General features: G+C 59.4%; 24 protein-coding genes. 6 read left to right on the plus strand and 18 right to left on the minus strand.

Going from position 1 to position 23,774, the window contains the following annotated elements; genetic code table 11:
- Nucleotides 1–95: 95 nt before the first annotated feature.
- Nucleotides 96–353 carry a hypothetical protein gene (locus P0D80_RS07530; protein WP_408282563.1) on the minus strand — a complete coding sequence of 86 codons (258 nt, stop codon included), beginning with the start codon at nucleotides 351–353 and terminating at the stop codon, nucleotides 96–98.
- A gap of 341 nt (nucleotides 354–694) precedes the next feature.
- Between P0D80_RS07530 and P0D80_RS07535 the strand changes: the two genes are divergently transcribed.
- A complete protein-coding gene (locus P0D80_RS07535) occupies nucleotides 695–997 on the plus strand; it encodes a DUF4148 domain-containing protein (RefSeq protein WP_408282566.1) in 303 nt (100 codons plus the stop codon).
- A 59-nt stretch (nucleotides 998–1,056) separates the two neighbouring features.
- Here the strand turns inward: P0D80_RS07535 and P0D80_RS07540 are convergent, their stop codons facing one another.
- From P0D80_RS07540 to P0D80_RS07590, 11 genes are all read right to left on the minus strand, one after another.
- On the minus strand, nucleotides 1,057–1,473 hold the full coding sequence (locus P0D80_RS07540; protein ID WP_408282568.1) for a BON domain-containing protein: 417 nt from the start codon (nucleotides 1,471–1,473) through the stop codon (nucleotides 1,057–1,059).
- 110 nt (nucleotides 1,474–1,583) lie between these two features.
- Nucleotides 1,584–2,666 carry a porin gene (locus P0D80_RS07545; RefSeq protein ID WP_408282571.1) on the minus strand — a complete coding sequence of 361 codons (1,083 nt, stop codon included), beginning with the start codon at nucleotides 2,664–2,666 and terminating at the stop codon, nucleotides 1,584–1,586.
- Nucleotides 2,667–3,140: 474 nt separating this feature from the next.
- Nucleotides 3,141–4,049: a LysR family transcriptional regulator gene (locus P0D80_RS07550; protein ID WP_408282574.1), complete on the minus strand. Its 909-nt coding sequence runs from the start codon at nucleotides 4,047–4,049 to the stop codon at nucleotides 3,141–3,143.
- 146 nt (nucleotides 4,050–4,195) lie between these two features.
- Nucleotides 4,196–5,080, minus strand: coding sequence for an NADP-dependent oxidoreductase (locus tag P0D80_RS07555; protein ID WP_408282576.1), 885 nt, complete (start codon nucleotides 5,078–5,080; stop codon nucleotides 4,196–4,198).
- 90 nt (nucleotides 5,081–5,170) lie between these two features.
- Nucleotides 5,171–5,941 (minus strand): SDR family oxidoreductase, encoded by a 771-nt coding sequence (locus P0D80_RS07560; protein WP_408175988.1) that lies wholly within the window; start codon nucleotides 5,939–5,941, stop codon nucleotides 5,171–5,173.
- 105 nt (nucleotides 5,942–6,046) lie between these two features.
- On the minus strand, nucleotides 6,047–6,490 hold the full coding sequence (locus tag P0D80_RS07565; RefSeq protein ID WP_408175986.1) for an ester cyclase: 444 nt from the start codon (nucleotides 6,488–6,490) through the stop codon (nucleotides 6,047–6,049).
- Between the two features lie 276 nt (nucleotides 6,491–6,766).
- Nucleotides 6,767–7,366, minus strand: a complete 600-nt coding sequence (gene wrbA / locus P0D80_RS07570; protein WP_408282580.1) for an NAD(P)H:quinone oxidoreductase — start codon at nucleotides 7,364–7,366, stop codon at nucleotides 6,767–6,769.
- Nucleotides 7,367–7,461: 95 nt separating this feature from the next.
- Entirely contained in the window at nucleotides 7,462–7,887 is a 426-nt protein-coding gene (locus tag P0D80_RS07575) for a DoxX family protein (protein WP_408176185.1), read from the minus strand.
- 57 nt (nucleotides 7,888–7,944) lie between these two features.
- Nucleotides 7,945–8,817, minus strand: coding sequence for a pirin family protein (locus P0D80_RS07580; RefSeq protein ID WP_408282582.1), 873 nt, complete (start codon nucleotides 8,815–8,817; stop codon nucleotides 7,945–7,947).
- Nucleotides 8,818–9,141: 324 nt separating this feature from the next.
- Complete coding sequence (locus P0D80_RS07585) at nucleotides 9,142–10,044, minus strand: LysR family transcriptional regulator (RefSeq protein ID WP_132374071.1); 903 nt, start codon at nucleotides 10,042–10,044, stop codon at nucleotides 9,142–9,144.
- A gap of 168 nt (nucleotides 10,045–10,212) precedes the next feature.
- Nucleotides 10,213–10,662 (minus strand): nuclear transport factor 2 family protein, encoded by a 450-nt coding sequence (locus P0D80_RS07590; protein WP_408175980.1) that lies wholly within the window; start codon nucleotides 10,660–10,662, stop codon nucleotides 10,213–10,215.
- 482 nt (nucleotides 10,663–11,144) lie between these two features.
- Between P0D80_RS07590 and P0D80_RS07595 the strand changes: the two genes are divergently transcribed.
- Nucleotides 11,145–11,804 (plus strand): hypothetical protein, encoded by a 660-nt coding sequence (locus P0D80_RS07595; RefSeq protein ID WP_132374069.1) that lies wholly within the window; start codon nucleotides 11,145–11,147, stop codon nucleotides 11,802–11,804.
- Between the two features lie 255 nt (nucleotides 11,805–12,059).
- On the opposite strand, the gene kce is transcribed toward P0D80_RS07595, so the two are convergent.
- The 4 genes from kce to P0D80_RS07615 are packed head-to-tail and all read right to left on the minus strand — an operon-like array spanning nucleotide 12,060 to nucleotide 16,623.
- Nucleotides 12,060–12,986 carry a 3,5-dioxohexanoate:acetyl-CoA acetone transferase gene (gene kce, locus P0D80_RS07600; RefSeq protein ID WP_408175977.1) on the minus strand — a complete coding sequence of 309 codons (927 nt, stop codon included), beginning with the start codon at nucleotides 12,984–12,986 and terminating at the stop codon, nucleotides 12,060–12,062.
- Nucleotides 12,983–13,933, minus strand: coding sequence for a VOC family protein (locus P0D80_RS07605; protein WP_408282993.1), 951 nt, complete (start codon nucleotides 13,931–13,933; stop codon nucleotides 12,983–12,985). The genes kce and P0D80_RS07605 overlap by 4 nt, the downstream gene beginning before the upstream one ends.
- A 1-nt stretch (nucleotide 13,934) precedes the next feature.
- The gene (locus tag P0D80_RS07610) at nucleotides 13,935–15,743 is read right to left on the minus strand and encodes an FAD-dependent oxidoreductase (RefSeq protein WP_408282586.1); all 1,809 of its coding nucleotides are present in this window, start codon (nucleotides 15,741–15,743) and stop codon (nucleotides 13,935–13,937) included.
- Nucleotides 15,744–15,771: 28 nt separating this feature from the next.
- Nucleotides 15,772–16,623, minus strand: coding sequence for a fumarylacetoacetate hydrolase family protein (locus P0D80_RS07615; protein ID WP_408282589.1), 852 nt, complete (start codon nucleotides 16,621–16,623; stop codon nucleotides 15,772–15,774).
- 158 nt (nucleotides 16,624–16,781) lie between these two features.
- Between P0D80_RS07615 and P0D80_RS07620 the strand changes: the two genes are divergently transcribed.
- From P0D80_RS07620 to P0D80_RS07635, 4 genes are all read left to right on the plus strand, one after another.
- Nucleotides 16,782–17,519 carry a GntR family transcriptional regulator gene (locus P0D80_RS07620; protein ID WP_408282996.1) on the plus strand — a complete coding sequence of 246 codons (738 nt, stop codon included), beginning with the start codon at nucleotides 16,782–16,784 and terminating at the stop codon, nucleotides 17,517–17,519.
- A 595-nt stretch (nucleotides 17,520–18,114) separates the two neighbouring features.
- A complete protein-coding gene (locus P0D80_RS07625; protein ID WP_408282592.1) occupies nucleotides 18,115–19,827 on the plus strand; it encodes an FAD-dependent oxidoreductase in 1,713 nt (570 codons plus the stop codon).
- A 109-nt stretch (nucleotides 19,828–19,936) separates the two neighbouring features.
- Entirely contained in the window at nucleotides 19,937–20,386 is a 450-nt protein-coding gene (locus P0D80_RS07630) for a nuclear transport factor 2 family protein (RefSeq protein ID WP_132374064.1), read from the plus strand.
- A 51-nt stretch (nucleotides 20,387–20,437) separates the two neighbouring features.
- Nucleotides 20,438–21,172 carry an SDR family NAD(P)-dependent oxidoreductase gene (locus P0D80_RS07635; RefSeq protein WP_408282596.1) on the plus strand — a complete coding sequence of 245 codons (735 nt, stop codon included), beginning with the start codon at nucleotides 20,438–20,440 and terminating at the stop codon, nucleotides 21,170–21,172.
- A 76-nt stretch (nucleotides 21,173–21,248) separates the two neighbouring features.
- Here P0D80_RS07635 and guaA read toward each other — a convergent pair whose 3' ends face one another.
- Nucleotides 21,249–22,832 (minus strand): glutamine-hydrolyzing GMP synthase, encoded by a 1,584-nt coding sequence (gene guaA / locus P0D80_RS07640; RefSeq protein ID WP_408282598.1) that lies wholly within the window; start codon nucleotides 22,830–22,832, stop codon nucleotides 21,249–21,251.
- Between the two features lie 203 nt (nucleotides 22,833–23,035).
- A complete protein-coding gene (locus P0D80_RS07645; protein ID WP_132373944.1) occupies nucleotides 23,036–23,773 on the minus strand; it encodes a hypothetical protein in 738 nt (245 codons plus the stop codon).
- Nucleotide 23,774: the final 1 nt, after the last annotated feature.

Genomic DNA, 23,774 nt, shown 5'->3' on the forward strand with positions numbered 1-23,774 from the left:
GAGAGCCATCAGCGTGACAGCCTTCCATTCATAGCTTTTCGACGACTCAGCATGAGACTGCGCTACCGTTGAGGGCGCCAGCGGAGGGGTGATGTTCATTGGAAGTCCTTCTGGTTGGACGGCATCGCACGTACGAACGCCGGCATTTGCGCGTGAAGCAACTTGTCGGCAACAACAGCGTCGAATCTGCCCGATGCGCTCCTATAGTCGGGATCGCCTGACGCCGGATCAACAACACGCGACGACTGGCGATCCACTTCGCACAAGATCCCGTCAAAGCGGCTCGCGAATTTGGACGCGCCCTTGTGATATGCGTGAGCGGCTATGCCCGCCGCCGAAAGTACATCGATCATCTTCGTCTCCTACTCGATTTTGTGCTGTTACTAACTATCGACTCGGCCGTGATCACTGTCCAACGATAAAAATCGACCGCCTGATCTCGATAAGTGATTACCAGTCAAACGGGTCGAACTCGCACTCCCTATCCTAATTATGTAATGCGAACTATCTTTAATATCCGTTTGACACGGAGGATCCGGATTGGCCTATCGGGGACGTTCGATTTGCGCCGAAACCGCAACGATCTTTCCCGGCAAGAAATGATGCGCGGTAGTGGTAACCCCTATTACACTACGATCACTGACTGCAGACACGGACGTCTACAGCGCTAAACCAAAACATCCAGACTGCCTCCATGAAACCCTTCATCAATCTGCTAATCGCCGCATCCGCTCTGGCCGTTCCGGTTCTGTCCTTCGCCCAGCAATCTTCGCCGCCTGTCACACGTGCTCAGGTGCGTGCAGAACTCGGTCAACTCGAGGCCGCCGGTTTTAAGGGCGCCTCCACCGGTCCTTACTACCCCGCGAACCTTCAGGCTGCGGAGGCTCAGGTCGCCCGGCAGAAAGTCGCTGTGCAAGCAACATCCAGCAACTATGGTCCGTCGACCAGCGGCTCATCGCAATCTGGCCAGCCGGGAGTTTCGGCGGACGCGCAATAGTCGGACTACGGACATTTAAAGCCAAGGCAGGTGCGCGCCAAGCAACGGCCGGTCTGCGATTACCGCTCTATCGCATATACACTGAGCCGATTGTCGACTGAAGAGACGCCAGGCACGCTCCTGGCGATCTCTCCAGCGCGATCCACCTGATCACTCTTCGGCACAGAACCAGACAACGTTATCGCGCCAGCCTTCGCGTAGACGAACAACTGCGTCATGTCGATCCCCTTTGCCTTCGCCATTGCAGTTCGCACATTTTTGGCGAGCTTGCGATTAGCGGCCCTGATCGATTTTGCGCTCGATGCGCTGCCCGCAGCCGCCGACGCGACCGCTGCACCGTTGTTACCGTCCTGTGCAAATGCCGCCAACGGTGCGATGGCAGCTGACAACGCGGCCACCAATCCAAATCGTACGATTGCTCTCATTTTGCTTTTCACTTTGTTGGAGATGTTTGAGACCTGCCTGGATTCACCCATCAACTCGCGAGTCAAATGGCGATACCGTCCATTAGGGAGGCACCGCCACAGCAACGCCTTCCCGATACAGACCGCCATTCGTCAAGCGGCCGGTCTGACGTCTTTTCGCCTTAGAACGAATGCCGCACGCCGATCTGCACACCGGTCTGACTGCTGTCGGCGGACGCCGTCCGGTAGGCTGCAGACGTGCCGTTGTATGAGTCGAAGTTAAGCGCTGAGTGACGCGAATAACCCACCACGACGTACAAGTCGGTGCGCTTCGATAACAGGTAATCGCCGATGGCCATAATTTGCTGCGGGCTGGCCGGCCTCGTCACCTCGCCATTCGCTCCGGTCGCCGTCTGAATGCGGTCGTAGTAGTACGCAAGGGTCAGTATCTTGTCGACCGCGAACAGGTAGCGCGTAGCCACCCAGAAGTAATCGTCGCGTGCGGCGTACCCGGCGAGCGGATCGTTCTTTCCGTACCGGTATCCCCCCATGAACTTCAGCGCGGCGGTCGAATAGGTAATACCGATAGCCGCCTTTTCGAACCGCGCATAGTTACTGCCAATCCCCTCAGAACGATGAAGGTTGTCATATCCCAAGCTTACGGAGAGTGTGCCGTTATCGTATGCGGCCGCACCGCCGTAACCCGAACCATTCGAGAACTGCCCTGCAAGATTGCTAAAGGAGTAGTGCCCCGTCAGCGTCACTGGTCCGAAAGAGTTTTTGTATTTGACGACATTGCTCTCCCAAAGATTGGAGCCCACTTCCGCAACGACCGGCTCGTAAGTTCCCGAGAGGTCCGTCGGCGACGACGGGTAAAGCGCATCCACGAGCGATGTGTATTGCCGACCAAAGCGAAGTGTGCCAGCCTTCGGCGATGTCAGACCCACCCACGCGCTACGGCCAAAAAATTCCTGCATCAGAGCGCCGTTAGGAACCAGAAACCCGCTTTCCACCTGGAATTCCGCCTTCAGACCGCCTCCAAGGTCCTCATTGCCAGTCAGACCCCAGCGTGAGCCACCCGAGCGAGCCCCATCGGCCATTGACCAGCGATCACCGCTCGTCCCCGACTGGCCGGGATTGACAGGCCAATGGTTGGTGAACTCGATTGCGGTGTCGAGAATGCCATAGAGCGTTACACTCGATTCGGCATGCCCACAAACCGCAAACGTCCCGGCCACCAGGCCGGCGAACATCTGCCTCTTCATCAAAAGTCCCCTCCGTTTAGAATTGCCATTTCGAAACTCTTTGCATCCCCGTGTATTTCGTTTTTTTTAGCGGGAACTCTCCGTCGCGCGGAAGCTGTGGTCAACTTTTTTATTTAGTACCACTACCAATTTAGAAATCCATTTTCCTCAAAAGAAAATTGGATCAGTTACGCTCCTGCTTGATGACTTAGGCACACCATCGCCACATTCTTCAATTTCGGGCGTAAGAATTCCCCCCAACATTGCAAGATGCCGGTATCTAAGGGTTTAGAATCTTTTGTCGCCGATGGTTCAAGCCAGAACCGAAGCGTCAATCGTGGGGAGGCTTCAGAACTTTGTTGCCTCCGTGTTTGCGTTTCGCATTGCTGCAAACTATCGGGGTTGCGGTGATCGCTGTCTAACGATTAAAAATAACTACGCGATCTCGATAGCTAATCACCCGCATTCAAAACTCGGAGAAAGGGCCGATACGATCTATCGGTCCTGTGGTTGGAGAAGCATCTGACCGGCGATTCCGGCTGAGATCTCACGAAAGTTCGCGACCGCCGGATTGTCCGTGTTGGAATTCCATGCGACGATCAGCTCATAAGGCGTGAGCAGTTCGTCAAGAGGGATGTAGACGACGTCGGGTTGCTGGACCCGCGCAACCCACTGAGGCACCAGCGTAACGCCCAGGCCCGCGCTAACGAGCGCGAGCAGAGTGTGGAGCTGTTCGGCCTCCTGGACGATTCGAGGCGCAAACCCGGCCGAAGCGCAGCACGCAACGATGATTTCCAGAATCCTGCTGTTCATTTTGCGGGGAAACAGAACAAACGGCTCGTTCGCTAGTTCGACGATTGAAAGCGTCGGCCGTGCGGCGAGCGGATGACCCTGCGGGATGGCCGCCACCAAAGGGCCCGTGGCAAGTTTTGCAGACTTGAGAGCATGGCCTGGCGACGGCGAGGGCATGATCCCTATATCGATGGCTGACGTCCGAATCGCCTCGATTTGCGCGCTTCGATCGAGCGGATGCAGCGTCAATTCGACCTGTGGCCACCGCTGGCGAAAGTCTCGGAGTATCGGCGGCAGTATGGACCACAGTACGTTATCAACGAAGCCGATCGCCAGCCGCCCGACCGTACCATCGGCCGACTCACGGGCGCGGCGCATCGCTTCATCGGCCCGACGCAGCAGATCGCGTGCTTCAGGTAAAAATATCTCGCCGGGAACCGTGAGCCTGACGTTGTGGCGTGAACGCTCCAGCAGCGAAAATCCGAGCTCTTCTTCAAGCAGTTTCACCTGATGGCTCACCGCTGACTGCACGACGTGCATACGCTGTGCGGCCCGGCCGAAATGCAGCTCTTCGGCAACCGCCGTGAAATACCGAAGTCTACGCAGGTCCATGATGAGAGAGCGACATAAGGTTGCGAAAGTCCCATCGAAGGTCCGCGCTTTCAGGCGCTTTCCCCACGAGATGAACCGTGGCCAATAGACGGCGGCCCGCCGGGCAATTGACGGTAGCCGTGCTTCCGTAGAGCGGCCAAGCGGGATTAGCGAGCCGCGTCGAGCACGAGTTTGCCGCGCGCATGACCGGTCAGGTTCTTTTGCAACGCATCGGCGGCACGCGACAGCGGAAAGACCGTCTCGACGTCGACCATGATTTCGCCGGAGTCAAAGTGTGCTGCGATCGCAGCCAACTGCTTGCCGTCGGATCGGGTGGCGAAATGCTTCCCTACCACACCTCTTGACCTGGCACGCTCGGCGTCTGGCGGGCTGACCGGCGACACCAGGATGCCGCCAGCTTTTAACAACGACCAGGAACGATCCTGCGTTTCGCCGCCAACCAGATCCAGGACGATGTCCACGGCCGACACGCTCTCTTCGAAGCTCTCGCTCCGGTAGTCGATGACCTGCATCGCACCCAGCTGTCTGACGTACTCGAGATTGCCGGACGACGCTGTTCCGATTACCTCCGCGCCGGCGATTCTGGCCAACTGCACCGCCATGCTGCCTACTCCGCCCGCGGCGCCGTGAATCAGCACGCGCTGACCCGGCTTAACACCGGCGTGCTCGTGCAACGCCTGCCATGCCGTCAACGCGGCCGCTGGCACCCCTGCCGCTTCAAGCAACGAGAGCTTTTTCGGCACCGACGCCAGGCGTTCAGCAGAGGCAACCACTCTGGTGGCATAGCCGCCGACGATACCGATGAAACCGAAGACTTCGTCTCCCACGGCGAAGCCCTTGACCCCAGCACCCAGCGCAGAAATCTTTCCCGACACTTCGACGCCCGGTGTATAAGGCAGTGGCAGCGGCAGGAAGGCTTTCATCCTGCCCTCCAGAATTTTCCAATCGACCGGGTTGACGCCGCTCGCCGCGACGTCGATCAACACTTCGCCCTCGCCCGGGACGGGGTCAGGGATATCTTCCAGCGTCAAACGATCGGGCCCGCCATAGGCGTAGGCACGTATAGCTTTCATAGGTAACTCCTGATTAAACGACCGTACATGTACAGCCGCGGTGACGTATCAGATGACCGAGAGCAGGCCGCCATCAACAAGCAACGCAATGCCGGTGACATAGCTCGACATGTCCGAACCGAGCCACGCAACGGCGTCGCCAATTTCTGACGGCTTCCCAAGACGGCGCAGCGGAGTGCGTTGCCGAAAGCCTTCCGAGGCTGCGGCAATGCCGGGATTGGTGCGCAGCAAATGCGTGTCGATCGTGCCGGGGCAAACCGCGTTGACGCGGATAGCGTCAGGCCCGAGTGCATCTGCGAGAGCCTTCGCCATCAGCACGACGCCACCCTTGCTGGTGGAGTAAGCGACCGTCATTCCGGCGCCCGCGATACCGCCCATGCTCGCCATCAACACGATGCTGCCTGGCTTGCCGCGCGCCTTCATCTGACGCGCCGCCGCTTGCGCACCGAAAAGCACGCCGTCGAGATTGACCGCCATTAGCCTCCGGTAGTCGCTCTCGGCGACCTCGGGACCGTCCTCGCGCAGCGTGATGCCGGCGTTGCAAACCATCACGTCGACTCCACCGAACTCAGCCGACGCATCGACCAGCGCGTCGACTTCACCGTGCTGCGTCACGTCGGTGCGCTGAAACCGCGTGCGCACACCCAGTTCTTCAATCTCGGCGGTGGTCGGTCTGCCGCCCTCGTGCGGGATTTCAGTGACGTCTGAGACGATCACTGCCTTCGCTCCATGCCGCGCTGCACTAATCGCAATGGCCCGGCCAATTCCGCTAGCCGCACCGGTGACCAGCACGACCTTGTCCTTAAGAATATCGCTCAATTTGGTATCCTTATAAATACGCTAACTTAGCTGTATGTACTGAACCGACAGTCTAGCGGTGCGTAGCGGGCATCACGACGACGCTACGTAGGCACAGCCGGTTCTTCACGCCTTCGTCTCGCCTGCAGGAAAAGCACCGAGTTGCTGCATCACCGAGAAAAGGTTGGCAACACCCCAGTGCTCCGCGATCTTGCCGTTGCGCACGCGCATCGCGTCGACTGTTTCAAAATGGATCTTTCGACCGGTGGGCGGCACGCCGAGGAACGTGCCTTCGTGTGTGCCGTGATACGTCTTGTAGGTTGTCACCAGATCGCCGTCGGCAACCTGCCAATGGATATTCGCGTGGAAGTCGGGGAACGCGGCACGCAGCGCGTGATAGAGGCCGCGTGCGCCATTCTTATCTGGCGTGCAGTTCGGCTGTGGCGTGTGGTCGACGAAGTCGTCCGCGAACAGTTCTTCGAATACGTCGAAGTTACCGCCGCCTTGTACCTCTTCGGTATTGCGGCGAACTACAGCCTTTGCTTCTTCGCTTGGGTTGCTACGGGTCATGTGATGCTCCAGAACAGTTGAAATGCGAGTGTTTTCAGTCCACAACTCCAGGGGCCGGTCACGGCAACTCGAGGCCACAAATGATCATCCTTCCGTCGACCACCAGCATCTGGCCGATCACGCAACTTGCCACCGGCCAGGCTCAACGCGCTATTCGCGACCACGGTGATTCCTCACACGCAATCCTTGATAGGACTCTTCATTAGCATAACGATATATTGTCGTCTTTCGTCGGGCGACAATGCGTGGCTCACTCAAAGACTTGCCAGGAAATCGTTAGCCGAACAGCTTCGCCGCCGTCTTCGCCACCAGTTCGCCTTGGTGGCGTGCGCCGGCCAGATCGATTTCACTCGGCTGACGCGACCCGTCGCCGGAAGCGACGGTGGTTGCGCCATAAGGCGCGCCGCCGACGATCTCGCTCATGTTCATCTGCCCCTGATGGCTATAAGGCAGGCCAACGATAACCATGCCGAGATGCATCAGGTTCGTGATGATCGAAAAAAGCGTGGTTTCCTGTCCGCCGTGCTGGGTGGCAGTCGACGCGAAGGCGCCACCAACCTTGCCGTTAAGTGCCCCACACATCCACAAACCACCGGTCTGATCGAGGAACGCGGCCATCTGGGACGACATGCGACCATAACGGGTGCCGGTACCCACAACGATTGCGTCGTAGTTCTCGAGGTCGGCGACGGTTGCGATCGGAGCGGCCTGGTCGAGCTTGAAATGCGCGCCTTTGGCGACCTCCTCAGGCACCGTTTCCGGTACGCGCTTGACGTCGACCTGCGCGCCCGCACTGCGGGCGCCTTGCGCGACGGCCTCAGCCATCTGCTCGATATGTCCGTACGACGAATAGTAGAGAACCAGTACCTTGGCCATCGCAATCTCCTTTGGGTGATGAAGCGGACCGTCATGGCGCCGCAGGGGTGCTACAGATGTATTACCGCGACGACCCAGGGCCGCCCCGAGCGTCGTTACTGTGCGGTACCCGCCACCGGCAGTTCGCGACGGTTATCAAAGCTGAATGCGCCTGCACCATAAGCCGCGACCTGAATCAAACCGCCGGCCATCGCGACGTTCTTGAGAAAGTGGAACATCTGGTTCTGGTCGCCAAGCGCGTGGTGGAAGATCAGTGCGGTAATAATCGAATATACGGCCAGCAGCACGGCAACGAGTCTCGTGCGATAGCCGACGATCAGCAGAACGCTGCCAACCAGCTCAAGCGCCATCGAGCCGAGATAACCGAGTAGCGGCACGGGCAATCCCAGCGACCCGATGTAGCCGATGGTCGCTCCCGGCGCCGCGAGTTTGCTAAGGCCGCTCACGAGAAAGATGGCAGCGATGAGGATGCGCCCAATCAGCGGAAGAGTCGGGTAAGAATTTGCAGAGGTTGAGTTCATAACAAGTGCCTTAAGTTTAAGAAAAAGAGAGGAATGCCAAGGGGACTGCTTGGGTGACTACCGGATGCGGCCGCGAAAGCGAAGCTGTTCGCCAATTCGTGCGATCTGGGCTTCTCCCGCTTGCAACGCGGCCTCTGATGTGTGCACCGAGTAGTAGCCGAGCACCAGCTCATGCGGGTGTTTTACCGCGGACGCGAAAATGAATTCGGAGTCGGTGTCCGCGATGAAGTCGAGAGCGTCTTCGGACTCGTTGAAGACCGCGAGCTCGCTACGCAGACGCTCACCGGCGACGCAAAGCGCGCCCCGATGCACATGGGTCCAGGCCACTGTATGTCCTGCGGGCGGCACATAACGCCATTGCTCGCCTGCCCTGAGCCGTACATGCAGATAGTTGATTCCATCAGGAGACAACACCGGGCTGTGCGTGCCCCTGTAGCTGCCGAGAATAACGCGTGCAGGACCGACACGCGGGATGGCCTGCGCGGGAAGATATCGGGTTTGCGGTTCCCCATTCTCGACTTCGCGCGGCAACGCCACCCACATCTGGTAACCATGAAAGCGCTCGAGGTCCGCGGGACTGGCGTCGTGCCAGATGCCGTTGCCCGCGTTCATCCATTCAACGCTGCCCGCGGACAACACGCCCGACGCGCCCGTTGTGTCTTCGTAACTCAGGTTGCCAGAGAGCAGGACCGTGATCGTCGCGATACCCGAATGCGGATGCATTGGAAACAGTGCGTCGCTCGACGGCGTGAAATCGAAGTAGTCCAGGAACACGAACGGCTTGATCAGTTCGCCCAGTTCGGCGGGACTGACGATGCGCGTGACCGGCCCGTGGCGGCGCCCCTGAGTACGCGCCACAATGGCGCGCGGAAGACTAGCCGGCCGGACAACGGGATTGTCCGCTTCCAGTAGATCAGACACATTCGCCATGACAATTTCCTTTTGAGGATGACATGACCGAAGGTTAGATGCTGACCTACCCCAACGGAAGCCTATATATTTTAATGGAACCCATCGTGTTGATTTATGGGTTCCCTGCGACGGACATCTCCGCACGGCGGTTTGCAGATGCGATCGACCACACAATGTCCAGGCGTCAGATGAACTTTCTGAGTTCGAAGTACCGGGCCGTATTGGGTGGTTTGTCAATGGGCGGCTTCATGAGAGGAAGCGCCTGAGATGGTGAACGCGCTGCTTGTGGAGTTCCTGGATGGAATACAACCGTGATAAAGAGGCGTCACCCGGCCGCGACCGTCAGTCTTCGTTTGAGGTTTGCTTTAGTCGACCGAGGAACCAACGGCCTGCAGGGCCCGGCGGTGTATCTCTGCGATAGATCGCATACATGGCGATCGGCGGCGTTCGGGGTTGAAAGTTTTCGATTCGCAGCGGTACCAGATCGCCTGAAGCCAGATCGGGATGCACCATCGCCGTAGGCATGTGTCCCCATCCGAGGCCCGCTCGTAAAAACGCATGCTTTGCGCCCAGATCCGATAACCGCCAGATCTGCGGAGAGAAGACCCCGAACGACTTCCCATCGGTCAGCGGCGTGCGATCCGTCAGTACAAGCTGCACATGCTCTTCTAACTCGCGCGATCGGATCACTCTCTTAAGCGATGCCAGCGGATGTTTCGGAGCGGCAACGGTGACCATCGGCACATCGAGCAGCTTCTCGGCATCAACCGTTTCGGGCACGGCCGGCATGGAACCACTAATGCCGAGCCTGCACGTGCGCTCCAGCACTCGCTGCACTACCGCACCCAAAGCTTCGACATATAACCGCAATGGAGTGTGAGGAAACGCGTCGCGGAATTCTCCAACCGCCACCGTGAGTGAGTCCATCGGATACATGACGTCCACCACGACGGAAAGCTCCGGTTCAAGTCCTTCTGCGATTGCTCGCGCCGTCGACTTGAAACCATCCATGCCGCCGACGACGAGCCGCGCCTGTGACAGCAATACGGCACCTTGCTCCGTCAGTCGCGGATAGCGACCGCTGCGGTCGAACAACGACACATTGATCTGGCTTTCCAGATTGGCGAGCGTCTGGCTCACCACGGACTGTGTCCTGCGAAGCTTGCGTCCTGCCGCAGAGAAGCTTCCTTCGTCCGCGGCAGCGATGAAAGTACGCAGCTGATCCATGGATACGCCGTCGAGCATTTATCGACTTCCCGAATGGTATCTGTCGAGAAATATAGCCTTCCGAGCGTCGTGTCAAGTGCTTAAGGCCAAACCAGCTTGCCTCCGTCTCGGTTGAAAATAGCAAACTGCAGCGCTTGCACCGTCCAGCCTCGATAGCGTGCAGCCCGTGACAAGAGCAAGCACTCTTCAGTATCGGCTCGTGGGCTCGCCATCGAGCCATGGATAGCGTTCCGTGTCGGCCCCCGCGTAGTCGGGATCAAGATAGACGAAGCAGCGCTGAATCCGGAAGTCGCGAATTTCTAATACGTCACACCATCGCCCGGCATGTGTGGTCCCTGCACGCCACCCCGCGCCACTCTTTAGCTTCCCGGACGACGTGGCTTCGACCACCACCCGATCGCCTTGCTGAACAAAATTCGCATAGGCCATGTCGTGCGAAATCTCAGCGAGAATCCCGCTCAGGTCTTCGAGAAACTGGGCAATCTCTCCACGACCATGAGCGACGCCCCATTTCGGAAAATAGAATTCGGCCTTCTCATCAAATAGTTCAAGAACGTCGCCCCCACGATCTACGCGTCTGAAGAACTCTATCGCGATAGCTTTGCGCTGCTCGTCTGTCATTGGTTGAATTTGCATGGCAGTCTCCGGGAATGGTTGCACGTCCAAGTTCCTTGCACGTGGCTTCGACAAACTATCGGAGAGGTCGCGATCACTGTCTAATGATAAAAATTGGGCGCTTGATCTGCGTTGGTGATCGTCGCTCGAAGACCAGACTTTCGCCGCGAGACTCGGGAGGCACTCACTGGCAACGACGCAATATTGAATGTGAGGGTTGCGCTGCACAAAAGCCCGGCAGCCAACCCGGAGTGAGGCGTCGTGATCTGACTTTGAGATCACGATGTCAGTATTCATCGTTGGACGCGGATGCAGCGCGCAACCATACTTCCTATCACTTGAAACGAGTTCAATCACGATCACTGGTCTCTGACAGGCCGACGTAGCCGTTGCGTTCGTGACCTCGACCGATCAGATTCGACGGTACGGCAGAATCCATTGCGCCCTTGTCGCTGTACGACGACGCCGGCCGAAGACCCACGGGCAACCCATAGGAGCTAGTCATGAAATATGCCACCCTGGCGGCGCCAGGCCGAGAAATGCCCACAACGGATGCGCTGACGTTGATGCACGTCCCCGCAAAGTTCGACGTAACCCAATGGCCCCGAGAAGTCGAAGCATTTCTCCACAAGACGACTAATCCGCATCATCGGGCCATGTTAAAGAACTACTTGCGCCATTTGCTGCTGGAAGTGGCGGGATACTGGGATCAAATCATCGTTCCTGAACTCACCGTCGAGGAACCGATGTATCGCGTTGGCGACCGGCGCCAGATGCACGTCCTGACGGGCAAGGTGGCCGTCGAAGGTTTCTATCGCGAAGCCGCTGAAACACGCCAGAACGTGATGGGCGCACGAACCATGAACATGGGCGTCGACGACTACGGCGTCACGACGGAAGCCGTATGGACTCACGTCGTGCCCGGCGTGTGCCTGAAGGACCACGGCATCGACGCCGACCCCGCGGCGCACTACCTGATGACGCATCACCTCTTCCAGATCTTCACGTACACGAACGAGCCGAAGCCGAAGCTCATCGCGGAGCGTATCTACGACGACCCGGAGAGCTACACCTACGAGAAGCTCGCACCCTCCGAGGTCGTGACGCCGGAGATCGCCCGGGAACTCCTCGCCCCATTTCTCGCTCGAGCCACGCTGGACTGAGTGCATTTGAGTCCAGGTTCCGGGAGTGACGACGATCTTTAGAACGACGTCACTCGTCGTGGCCACTAGAGCGCCGGCCGAGTATCTGGCTCTGCGCCCGTCGCAATACCAATCGAATCGATGTGGAAGACGAGACCATCCGCATTCCGAACGATGCGGACTATTGCCTCTGCGGGAATCTCTACTCGCGACACCAGAAATAGCTCCGGCATTGCCCTGGCACAGGCAACGCCGAAGCATCGCAGACACGTCTCTTTAGAAGCCGACGCTATGGCGTCCCTTGAGATTCAGCATGGCGCGAGCCTCATCGGGCGTCGCCACTTGAAGCGACAGGGCTTCAATGATGGTGCGAACGCGCCTTACCTGCGTCGCGTTGCTACTTGCGAGCTTGCCGGGGCCATCCCAAAGAGAATCCTCGAGTCCGACACGCACGTTTCCGCCGACAGAGGCAGAAATCGCCGCGAGCGGCATCTGGCTACGCCCGGCCCCGAGCACAGACCAGACATAATCTTTCCCGAACAATCGATCAGCCGTACGGCGCATATGCATGAGATCCTCGACATGTGCGCCAATGCCACCGCGTAGACCAAATACGGACTGTATGAGAAGGGGTGACTTAACGAGCGCCCTGTCGAGAAAGTGCGCGGCCGTATAAAGATGGCCAATGTCGTAGCACTCAATCTCGAACCGGGTTTCGTTCTCGCTACACGATTGCAGGATGTAGGCGATATCCTTGAATGTATTCTTGAAGATGCGATCGTCGCTTCCTTCCAGATATGGGCGCTCCCAGTCATATTTAAGCTTGTCTTTGAAGCGCCCGAGCATTTCGTACAACCCGAAGTTCATTGAACCCATGTTGAGCGACGCCAATTCGGGCCGCAACTCAAGTGCCGGTTGCAGCCGCTCCTCGACCGTCATCGTAGGCGCCCCGCCCGTGGTGATATTGATGACCGCATCCGAGGCTTCCTTAATGGCGGGCACGAACCGGCGAAACAACTCCGGTGCCTGGGATGGACGGCCATCGAGGGGATCGCGCGCGTGTAAGTGGACGATCGCCGCTCCAGCCTGGGCTGCTTCAATGGCGCTCTGCGCGATCTCGTCCGGCGTAACCGGCAGATAAGGCGACATCGACGGAGTATGGATCGCTCCGGTTATGGCGCAGGTGATAATGACCTTGCTCATGCGCGGACTCCGTCTTCAGTGTTCTCGAAGAAGTAGCCCGGCACGTCGGGCCCCCATAGATAGAGTGAATCATCAGGCGGATGATTGCCGCCGGCCCATTGGCCGCCAGGGGCGATAAAGTCGATATCGGCCGAATACTCCCAGAATGAACCCCACGGGTCGCGCACGTAGTGAAAGTAGTTGGAGCCGAGCACGTGCCGTCCCACGCCCCAACCGTCGCGGTATCCAGCGCGCTGCATCTGCATTTGGCCGAGTCCGACATGGTTGACGTCGGGAACGTCCCATGCGCTGTGATGCCAACCCTTTGCCGCCCCCTGAACAAACGCGATCATATGGTGGTCGCTGCCGTGAGGCGCGTGCATGAAAGCGACGATACCTTCCGAGCCATCGGACAGACGCACCCCAACCGAACGCTCATAGAAACTGACCGTGCGACGAATGTCCGGGGTGAACATCACGACGTGCGCAAGCCGTAACGGCTGAACCGGCTCTGCGTTCTCGCGGGCGACTGCGCCACGTAGCCGAGGCAGCGCGGGTTCAGCGTCACGGGGCGGCTTGAAATTTGGCGACGTCTTGAGCCCTGCCTTGAGCTGTAACAGATTGCCGTCCGGGTCTTCAAACCAGAACCCTTCATGTTTGGCGGACTCAATTCGAGGTGTCGCTTCTTGTCCACCCGCTTCGATGATCTGCGCGCGGATCTTCGAGAAGTCATCGGCGAAGCAGTTCAGAGACAAATAGGCCAATCGCTTACGCGTGCCGGCAAAAATCCGCGCCCACACATGGGCACTGCCGGCGGTGCGCAGCAGCAACTGACCTTCCTCCTCCTGTACCCGGAATCCAAAGGCCGTGAGGAATTCTCTCGCCTCGTCGAGTCGAGGAACTTCGAGCGCGAAGTGATCGACCGAGTGTATGCCGGCTGTTCCTACGCTTACAGTTGAAGCGGTCATGTCATTCTCTCCCGGCAAGAGTCGAAGCTGTAGCGCTATGCGAAGTCGTAGCAGACATGCTTTGCGGCTCCCGGCCGAGTATCTGCGCGAATACCCGCCGCAAGGCTCCTAAAGGGTCGGCGACGAGATCATTGGCCCGATACGCGACAAACCGGTCCGGCCGAACCACCACGCAACCACCGTCCTCGATTTCCCGGAGTTCTCCCCAGCGCCCATAAGCGTCGATGGTCGATGAGCCGTGAGCGATGACCCACCCATTCACGGAAATGCCGAATTCGTTGCCGACCTGTCGGAGTGCTTCGACCCAGGGTTGCCCGCCCATGCCCGTCAAGAGCGCAAAGGAGCCTTGCCCGACGAGGTCAAGCGTAGAGACGCGCCTGCCATCGTGTTGAATCCACGCGTGGGGTGTATACGCGCCGGGTGTGGTGGTCGCGTGATAATACAGTTCCGCGTCCCGGCTCGGCTCGGGAAAGCGGGCGCCGTCTCGCACGACCGCGGCGGAGGTATACCGCTGACCCAATTCGACGCCATGGCAGTTGAATTGGTAGTTTTGCAGATCGATCGCCGAGGCCAACTGCTTCCTGCGCGTGCGGCCCACGGACGTATCGGAAAAAAGCTCGTCCAGTGATGCCCACCCTTCGTCGGCTCCTTGCCCATCGCGGAAGCCCAAAGCCTGTGAGATGGGCAACATATCCGTCATCGACCTGATCGCCCGGTTCACCACTTGCTCGGCCACGGGTTGTCGCTCATCGGAGTACGTCTGCAGCAGCGAAGGAGCCGCTTGTCCCTTGACGATCAAGGCGAGCTTCCAAGCCAGATTGAATGCGTCCTGCACTGATGTATTCGATCCGAGCCCGTTGGCGGGCGGATGGCGGTGCGCCGCATCACCCGCGATTGCGACACGTCCCTTCACCATCTGGCGCGCGACCATGCGGTTAATCGTCCACTTCGATACCGCCTTCACTCGCACCGGAATATCCGGGTCGCCAATCGTCGCGCGAGCCCTCTGGATGATCGCGTCCTCACTGAGATCCGGCTCTCCGTCGGCGGGGTTATACATCGACACCATCACCCATTCGTTCCATGGGCGCACGCAGATCCATACCCCGCTTCCCACCCAATAGTCACAGCCGGGCTGATACATCCAGTACAGCACCCCAGGCCTGTGTGCACAGTATTGACTGAGATCGACCTCAAGCCAGCAATTCAATGCGTAACCGAGCCCCATCTCTCCTTCGAGTTCGAAGCCGATATCTTTGACTACCAGGCTTTGTGCGCCGTCAGCGCCTACCGCGTATTCTGAAATGACCTCTATTTCCTCCCCCGTTAGCCGATCAACCACGCGGGAAAACACAGCCTCCTCGGTCTGACGTATCGACACGAGTTCGGTATTGAAGAGAACCTTCGCGCCGAATTCGCGTGCGGCCGTCAATATTGCCGGTTCCAGCAAATGCTGCGGCGCGTTGCACATCTCGGACGGACTGGCCATCTCATAGTCAGCCTTTCGCTGTTCTCCCGTCCCCCAGGTTTGAAGGCGGCCGAGTTCAGTTCCAGTGAAACTCGTTGCCCAAACGTTGTTGGTCATCAACTTGTTCGACGTGGAAAGCGCGCGCACGCGATCTTCGATGCCAAGGTCGCGAAACACTTCGACGGTACGCTGATTTGTTATGTGTGCGCGCGGCGAGTGTGCGGTGCCAGGGTAGCGGGTAATAGCGAGCACCTCCACGCCGTATTTCGCCAGCAGCGCGGCGGTTGTCAGTCCTGCGGGGCCCGCGCCAACAACGAATACGGGGACGCGAATTTGTCTCATAGTTCCTCCGATCTCTTATGCCGTGCTGTCAGTCCGCCGGCTTTTCGTCTTGCACAGTATTCTTCAGTACACCGAGCCCTTCGATTTCAACCTCGCAGACGTCGCCGTCGCGCATAATCAGTTTCGGCTCTCTTGCCCAACCAACACCGGCCGGCGTGCCAGTGACGATGACATCGCCCGGCGCAAGCGTGATGGCCTCGCTGATGATCGCAATGAGTGTGGCCACGTCGAATACCAGGTCGCTCGTGTTGGCCGCCTGCACGACCTTCCCGTTTAGCCGGGTCTCCAGTTTGAGTCCCGCGCCGCCTGCGGGCAACTCATCGGCGGTCACGAATGTGGGCCCGAAAGCGCCAGTGCCGTCAAAATTCTTTCCCACAGTCCACTGGGGCGCCTTGAACTGGTACTCGCGGATCGAACCGTCGTTGAAGATCGAATATCCCGCCACGCATTCCAAGGCTCGGGCCTTTGGAATATGGCGACCGCCGCCGCCAAGAATCACGGCCATTTCGCCTTCGAAGTCCAACGAATCGGATACGAGGGGACGGATCATGGGTGCCAGATGTCCGATCAAACTGCTATCAAAGCGGGGAAACAACGTTGGGTAGCTCTGCGGCTCGAAATGGCTTTCTTTAGTGTGGTCCGCATAGTTCAGGCCAACGCAAACGATCTTACCCGGACGAGCAAGAGGCGGCAGCCACCTCACGGTGTCAGCAGAATACTCCGTGCCTTTGACAATTCCGGCCTTCGCATATGCCGTCAGGTTCGTTCCCGACGCCAGCAGCTCCTCAAGCGTTGCGTGACCCAAAGAGGTGATCGTCGATCCCTGCAACACGCCCAGCAGACGTTGGTGCCCATCGGGCGAAAAGTGTACGTATCTCATTACGGCTCCACGGTGGCTCAAGAGTTCGTTCGTTGCCGTGCAACGTTCGATACAAATTTAATAAATATATATATTTTCGTCTTTGCATGTTAACCCTGATACTGGATATAATTTCCCAATACCTATAGTGGTGCAGCCGGGAGGATTCTGTGGACGATATGTTTGACATGCCGGGCTCTACTGGCCGAACCATGGCATCTGTGCTGGCCGAAACGATTCTCCAGGACATCGTGACCGGCGTGCTGGCGCCTGGCTCGAAGCTGAAGATCCGTGAACTGGCGGACCGTTACCAGGCTGGCGCGATTCCGCTGCGTGAAGCAGTTTCACGACTGGCAATGAGCGGATTCGTTGAAGCCGAGGACCAGCGCGGATTTCGCGTAACGAAAATTTCTCGCGCGGACCTGGAAGACATTACGGCAGTGCGGCAGCGTATCGAATGCGACGCCCTTCGTGACGCGATCGAGAGTGGAAACCTCGAATGGGAAGGTGCGTTGCTAGCGGCCTATCACCAGGTGAACAGCCTACCGCCCATTATCGGAAATCCAGAACGCGTCAACCCGGCATGGGATCTCGCGCACGACAAGTTTCACTCCACCCTGCTGGAAGGATGCAGATCAAAGTGGCTCAAGCGTTTTGCCGCGACCCTGCGCATCCAGACGACCCGCTACCGGCATCAGTCGATCCAGGCCCCTCATGCGGCTTCACGCAATTTCGCGCAAGAGCACGAGGACATCGTAAAAGCTGTGCTCGCGCGTGACGCCGACCAGGCGTGCGAACTGCTGCGTCAGCACTTCGCCGCCACGACTGAGCTGGTGCTCGAGGACATTGCTAGCGGCAACGCCGCGAAGAGCGAAGGCACAGCGCGAGGTCGGGCGCGCGCGCGGTCTACTGCGTGATGCTGTGAAATAGAACGCGTCGCCTGCGCGGACCGCTCGCTCGGCTTTGCTTGAACAGCGCAGTCTGCCCCAACTCATCCCGGCCGAATGAAACGCATGACATTCGCGCTATCAAGGAGCCGGGTAGCAGGAGCGTTCATCACCATTCGTGACTCGCAGGTGGATTCACCGGCAACGTGTCTCGCCAGCGCTTAAGCCGCTAACCGCTGCGCGCCAATCCGCTTGCAACCAGACTCTCTCCGCATCGCCTCCACCGTTCAAATGTCCCCAACGACAAAGGCATGGCAAGCACCGCGCCCGCGGTGCCGGTAAGGCGTCTTCTCGTTCCACTCTCCTCCTGATTTGCAGATGTCGCCGTCGCTATGCCGGCGACATGCAGCTGCATTGCGCTTCAGCGCGCTGCCGGCGTACGTCGCTCCTGGCGCGCCGCAGCGCTCGCGCCGGACGTGAACAACACGCTCCCATTTGACGCGATTCCTATCATCTCGATAGTTTTTATATTATTGTATATTTTTCTGTTTTATATATATTTGTCTCACGCGAGCCGCCGTACGGGCTTCGACGGAGTAGGCAACGAAAAACAAGGAGGAAGACAATGCAAAAAGCAGAGCGATGGGCATCCCGCGCGAGCGCGGCTCCCGCATCAACACACCGGCTGGCCAGCCATTCAATTGAAGCCTTTGACGCGATATTCGACGTCATTGTCGTCGGAGCCGGCGGAGGCGGATTTCCCGCCGCCCTCTTTTCCCGCTGGCTCGGCAATTCGGTTGCGCTCGTCGAGAAGGACAGAACCGTGGGCGGAACCGCGAAAAAAGCCGCTTTCTGGTACTGGGTGCCCAACAACCGGCCGATGCGTGAAGCGGGCATCGAAGATCGCAAGGAGGACTGCCTGCGTTACATGGCGCGCCTCGCCCGCCCCGAACACTATGATCCGGAGGATGCCAATCTCGGACTCGATGCATGGGAACATGAAGCCTTCAGCGCAATCTATGACAGCGCATCACCTGCTGCTGAGTTGCTCCACGCGCGCGGCGCTCTCGAGTACCGGCATTTGCCCGGTGTCACAGACTACTGGGCCGAGCTTCCCGAGAACACCGCGCCGCAAGGCCGGGTGCTGATACCAGCGGGCGCGTGCGAGTCGATGTCCGACGGCGGCAAGGTGGCAATTCAATCCATGCACGCCGCCGCCCAGCGCGACGGCGTCGACGTTCGCACCGGTCTGCGTGTGCAGCGCGTGATTCTCAACGAGGCTGAAGAAGTAGTCGGTATCGAAGCCACGGATGTCGAAGGCAACGACGTCCGCCTCGGCGCGCGGAAGGCGGTCATCTTCGCGACCGGCGGGTTCACGCACAACAACGACCTGCGGAAAAATTTCCTGCATGCGCCGCTATTCGGTGGCTGTGCCGCGCGCTCGAATGAAGGCGATTTCATTCACATCGCGAGCCCCCTGCGCGCACAGTTGCGCAACATGAACTATGCCTGGATGTGCCCGGTGTCGCTCGATCGCCTGGTCGCTGGCCGCGATGATTTTACGGGCACGTTTTCCGTTGGCGGCGATTCGATGCTGTGGGTGAATAAACAAGGAAAGCGGGTGGTCAACGAGAAACTCGCCTACAACGAACTCGCGCAAAAGTTCTTCGAGTGGGACGCGCAGCTTGCTGAATATCCGAACCTGGTTCTCGTCGCCATCTGGGATCAGCGCAGCCAGGACCATAGCGCAAGTACGGAGTACGGCTGCCTGATCCGGCCCGACGCGGCTCAAGAGGGGCATCTGATCAGTGGCAATACGTTGGAGGAACTCGCCGATGCGCTCGCCCGGCGACTCGAGACCTTCGAACGTCTCACCGGCCATCTATGCCTTGCCGACGATTTTCTGGTGAATCTGCGAGACACCATTCAGCGCTTCAACCGATTCGCCCGCGAAGGGGTGGACACCGATTTTCGCCGCGGTGACCGCCTTGTAGAAAAAATGTTCAACGGCGCTGTCCAAAACGAGTCTGCCTCACCAAACCCGACGATGTTCCCGCTCGCGGACAGTGGGCCCTACTACGCGGCGTTGGTAACCGGCGGCACGCTGGACACGAAAGGCGGTCCTTTGACCAACAGTGACTGCCAGGTTCTCAACGATAGCGGCATGCCAATACCTGGCCTGTACGGCGTGGGGAATTGCGTGGCGTCCGCATCTGCGCGCGCCTACTGGGCGGGCGGCGGAACACTTGGTCCGATCCTCGCGTTTGCCTATCGCGCCGCGAATACCGCCCATCTCGAACCGAGTAAAGCGCTCCTGACGGAAGCGACCCAAGCCTAGCCTTGGAGCCGGCACGGTCCCGGCGCGCCTTCTATCTGCTTTTCAGTACACGTCGAGGCCAGCATGGTCACACGTCGGTCTCGACGCGCCCCTTAACCATGGAGACAAGATGCAAATTCAATCGATGAACGACGAGCAACGCAAAGCGATTGCCCTTGAGTACTTCAAGCGAATGGACCGCGGCGACAATGTTCTCGATCTATTCGACGAACACGCGGAGGTTTATTTCCCGAAGTGGGGCATTGCGCGTGGACGAGAGCAGATCGCTACCCTCTTTGGCGACCTCATGGGCATCATTGCCGAAATCGCGCACGACGTCACCTACGCCAACGTTGTACAGCAGGGCGATACGGTCGTCGTCGAAGCGGCCTCGCGCGGCAAGCTGAAGAACGGCGTTTCGTGGCGAGCCGGCACTTCGCATGCGGGCCGTTGGTGCGATGTATTTGAAATCCGCGACTTCAGGATTCAGCGCTGCTTTATCTACCTCGATCCCGATTACGCGGGCGCTGACACAGAGCGCTATCCATGGCTTAGACATGCTCCGGATGACCGGTACTGAGCCAATCCATTCCATGCAAGGCATGCAGCGCAACAAAGCGGAGATTTGACGATGGCGAGATTCGAAGGAAAAACGGTGGTCGTAACGGGTCCGGCGCGCGGTCAGGGCGCCGCGGAAGCGCAGCGCTTCTTCGACGAAGGTGCCAATGTCGTATTGAACGACCTGTTGTCCGCGGAAGGTGAGGCGCTCGCCGCGAAGATGGGCAAACGAGCCATCTATGTCACGCACGACGTGACGCGCGAAGACTCCTGGCGAGCGCTCTTCAAGGAAGTCGAGCGCGCGTTCGGCCGATGCGACGTGCTGGTGAACAACGCGGGTATCTACGTACCCGCCGCAATCGCCGAAACGACGCCAGAGTTAGCGGAGAAGACATTCAGCGTCAATCAGTTAGGGACGCTGCTTGGCATGAAGCATGCCATCGAGCCGATGAAAAGAAGCGGCGGCGGTTCCATCGTGAACATCTCGTCGAGCGCCGGGCTGCGCGGCTTTGCCAATGCGATTGCCTACGGCGCTACCAAGTGGGCGGTGCGGGGAATGACCAAGGTCGCGGCTGCGGAACTGGCGCCTCATGGCATTCGCGTGAACTCGGTCCACCCCGGGTTTATCGCTACAGATATGCTCAAGGCCAACAGCGACGAGACGAATCGTTTCGGCGCAGACGCGGCGCCGTTAAAGCGGCATGGCACCGCCGAGGAGGTGGCGGCTATCGTTTGCTTCCTGGCTAGCGATGAAAGCGCCTTCATGACAGGCGCCGAGGTGGCAGTCGACGGAGGCTGGGCGATCTGATTGATCCGCTGAAACAGGAAAGCCAGCGCGCATCGAATGGATGCGCGCTGGCTTTGCCTTTGCGTAGCAGTCTAAATCATTCCCACTCGATCGTCGCAGGCGGCTTACCCGAGATGTCATACACAACTCGATTAATCCCGCGCACTTCATTGATGATCCGGTTCGACACATGCCCCAGCAGTTCATGCGGCAGATGCGCCCAATGCGCGGTCATGAAGTCCAGCGTCTGCACGGCACGCAACGCGACCACGTACTCATAAGTCCGCCCGTCGCCCATCACGCCGACACTCTTCACCGGCAGAAACACCGCGAACGCCTGGCTCGTCAGATCGTACCAGGACTTGCCGGTTTCCTTATCGATGAAGGTACGCAGCGTCTCGATGAAAATCGCGTCCGCGCGGCGCAACAGGTCCGCGAAATCGCGCTTCACTTCGCCGAGAATCCGCACGCCCAAACCCGGACCCGGGAACGGGTGGCGGTACACCATGGCCGGCGGCAAACCGAGCTTGACGCCGAGTTCGCGCACTTCGTCCTTGAACAGTTCGCGCAGCGGTTCGAGCAGCTTCAGATTCAGCGTCTCAGGCAGGCCGCCCACGTTGTGGTGGCTCTTGATGGTCTGCGTGGCTTTCTTGCCCTTGCCGGCCGATTCGATCACGTCCGGATAGATCGTGCCTTGCGCCAGCCACTTCGCATCGGTCAGCTTGCCGGCTTCGGTCTGGAACACTTCGACGAATTCCGCGCCGATGATCTTGCGCTTCGCTTCCGGATCGGTCACACCGGCCAGCTTGCGCAGGAACACTTCGCTTGCGTCGACGTGAATCACCTTCACACCAAGGTGGTCAGCGAAGGTCGCCATTACCTGCTCGGCTTCGTTCAGGCGCAACAAGCCATGATCGACGAATACGCAGGTCAGTTGATCGCCGATCGCGCGATGCAGGAGCGCCGCCGCCACCGACGAATCCACGCCGCCCGACAGGCCCAGAATCACGTGCTCTTTACCGACCTGCTCGCGAATCTTCGCGACGGCTTCGTCGATGTAGTGGCCCATTTCCCAATCCGGCTGCGCTTTGCAGATCTGCAGCACGAAGCGCTCGAGCATGGCTCGGCCCTGCACGGTGTGCGTGACTTCCGGGTGCCATTGCAGGCCGTAGAAATGGCGCTTTTCGTCGGCCATCGCCGCGATCGGGCACGATTCCGTGGACGCCATCAGCGCGAAACCCGGCGGCATTTCCAGCACCTTGTCGCCGTGGCTCATCCACACCTTCAGCATGCCGTGACCTTCCGGCGTGGTGAAGTCGCTGATGCCTTCGAGCAGGCTCGTGTGATTGCGCGCGCGCACTTCGGCGTAACCGAACTCACGCAGGTGGCCGATATCGACCTTGCCGCCGAGCTGCTCGGCCATGGCCTGCATGCCGTAGCAGATGCCGAGCACCGGCACGCCGAGTTCGAACACGGCTTGCGGCACGCGCGGCGTATCCGTTTCGGTGACCGAACTCGGGCCGCCGGAGAGGATCACGCCCTTCGGCGCGAAGTCGCCAATGAACGACGCATCCACGTCGTACGGATGAATTTCCGAATACACGTTGGCTTCGCGAACGCGACGTGCAATCAGTTGGGTGACTTGCGAACCGAAGTCGAGGATCAGGATCTTGTCATGCATGGCAGCGAACGGAGTCAAAAGTGAGCGGATACGGAATGCCGCGCGCGGGGCGCGGCGTTGAATTCAAAGCGGTCCACGTGGGGACGATCGAGCATGAAGCGTAACGATGCAGCGTGTTGGCGCGAGCGGCGCCGCAGGCTCTTGCCCGCGGCGCACGCAAACCAGATCCGAATGCTTCGGCGGACGGCGTGGCGCGCAACGCGTCAGCCATGAAACGGCGGCCGGGGCGCGCCAGGCGCGTCGGCCGCGCCGTTGCGGGCTTCGTCTCGCGCGGCCGCGGCTTGCGCCCGCGCTGCGCGTTCGGACGGCGTCAGACTGGCTTCGTCGACTACCGGATGAAGCGGTGCCCCTGCAACAGGACTAGTGGCACTGACGGGCCGCGTAACCGGTACGACGGGCTCGACGACCGGCTCAGCGTGATAGACCGGGAAGCCCGCTGTGACATGGCCCGGCTCGCGCCGGTTGGCCGCGTCTTTCGCGGCGTCTTTGGCCGCCTGCTTGTCGGCACGCTCGGCGGCGACGGCTTCAGCGAGCCGCACTCTTTCACGCCGCCGCACCGCGCCCGACAAACGCACACCACCCAGGCCGATCACCAGCAGCACCACGCCTGTCAGCACCGCGACGATCTGCCCGAAACCAGTCAGCGCCGGCGTATGCAGACCGAGCAGCCAGATCAGCATCAGCACGCCGGTCAGCCAGTTCACATGACCGACCACCTTGGCGACCGTGGAAGTAAGCGCGCCGTCGATCGACGCGTGAAAGGCCAGCCATGCGAGCCCGATCAGCGCCACGCCAAACCCCTGGCCGACCAGAGCCGGCTGGGTTTGCACCAGAAGCAGCGCGTTGTACAGCGAAGTCCAAGGCGTCAGCAGAAACAGCAGGCCGAACGCAAGCAACAGCAAGGCATCGAGGATGAGTACAGCGCGCAGCAATGGCTTCATT

Origin of the sequence: Paraburkholderia sp. RL17-373-BIF-A (assembly GCF_046030175.1) — a bacterium.
Lineage (GTDB): Bacteria > Pseudomonadota > Gammaproteobacteria > Burkholderiales > Burkholderiaceae > Paraburkholderia.

Bases quoted from the DNA above. Each gene is read 5' to 3' on its own strand.
- P0D80_RS07530 (WP_408282563.1), bottom strand. From the start codon at position 353: ATGATCGATGTACTTTCGGCGGCGGGCATAGCCGCTCACGCATATCAC.
- P0D80_RS07535 (WP_408282566.1), top strand. From the start codon at position 695: ATGAAACCCTTCATCAATCTGCTAATCGCCGCATCCGCTCTGGCCGTT.
- P0D80_RS07540 (WP_408282568.1), bottom strand. From the start codon at position 1,473: ATGGGTGAATCCAGGCAGGTCTCAAACATCTCCAACAAAGTGAAAAGC.
- P0D80_RS07545 (WP_408282571.1), bottom strand. From the start codon at position 2,666: ATGAAGAGGCAGATGTTCGCCGGCCTGGTGGCCGGGACGTTTGCGGTT.
- P0D80_RS07550 (WP_408282574.1), bottom strand. From the start codon at position 4,049: ATGGACCTGCGTAGACTTCGGTATTTCACGGCGGTTGCCGAAGAGCTG.
- P0D80_RS07565 (WP_408175986.1), bottom strand. From the start codon at position 6,490: ATGACCCGTAGCAACCCAAGCGAAGAAGCAAAGGCTGTAGTTCGCCGC.
- wrbA (WP_408282580.1), bottom strand. From the start codon at position 7,366: ATGGCCAAGGTACTGGTTCTCTACTATTCGTCGTACGGACATATCGAG.
- P0D80_RS07575 (WP_408176185.1), bottom strand. From the start codon at position 7,887: ATGAACTCAACCTCTGCAAATTCTTACCCGACTCTTCCGCTGATTGGG.
- P0D80_RS07580 (WP_408282582.1), bottom strand. From the start codon at position 8,817: ATGGCGAATGTGTCTGATCTACTGGAAGCGGACAATCCCGTTGTCCGG.
- P0D80_RS07585 (WP_132374071.1), bottom strand. From the start codon at position 10,044: ATGCTCGACGGCGTATCCATGGATCAGCTGCGTACTTTCATCGCTGCC.
- P0D80_RS07590 (WP_408175980.1), bottom strand. From the start codon at position 10,662: ATGCAAATTCAACCAATGACAGACGAGCAGCGCAAAGCTATCGCGATA.
- P0D80_RS07595 (WP_132374069.1), top strand. From the start codon at position 11,145: ATGAAATATGCCACCCTGGCGGCGCCAGGCCGAGAAATGCCCACAACG.
- kce (WP_408175977.1), bottom strand. From the start codon at position 12,986: ATGAGCAAGGTCATTATCACCTGCGCCATAACCGGAGCGATCCATACT.
- P0D80_RS07605 (WP_408282993.1), bottom strand. From the start codon at position 13,933: ATGACCGCTTCAACTGTAAGCGTAGGAACAGCCGGCATACACTCGGTC.
- P0D80_RS07610 (WP_408282586.1), bottom strand. From the start codon at position 15,743: ATGAGACAAATTCGCGTCCCCGTATTCGTTGTTGGCGCGGGCCCCGCA.
- P0D80_RS07615 (WP_408282589.1), bottom strand. From the start codon at position 16,623: ATGAGATACGTACACTTTTCGCCCGATGGGCACCAACGTCTGCTGGGC.
- P0D80_RS07620 (WP_408282996.1), top strand. From the start codon at position 16,782: ATGTTTGACATGCCGGGCTCTACTGGCCGAACCATGGCATCTGTGCTG.
- P0D80_RS07625 (WP_408282592.1), top strand. From the start codon at position 18,115: ATGCAAAAAGCAGAGCGATGGGCATCCCGCGCGAGCGCGGCTCCCGCA.
- P0D80_RS07630 (WP_132374064.1), top strand. From the start codon at position 19,937: ATGCAAATTCAATCGATGAACGACGAGCAACGCAAAGCGATTGCCCTT.
- P0D80_RS07635 (WP_408282596.1), top strand. From the start codon at position 20,438: ATGGCGAGATTCGAAGGAAAAACGGTGGTCGTAACGGGTCCGGCGCGC.
- guaA (WP_408282598.1), bottom strand. From the start codon at position 22,832: ATGCATGACAAGATCCTGATCCTCGACTTCGGTTCGCAAGTCACCCAA.
- P0D80_RS07645 (WP_132373944.1), bottom strand. From the start codon at position 23,773: ATGAAGCCATTGCTGCGCGCTGTACTCATCCTCGATGCCTTGCTGTTG.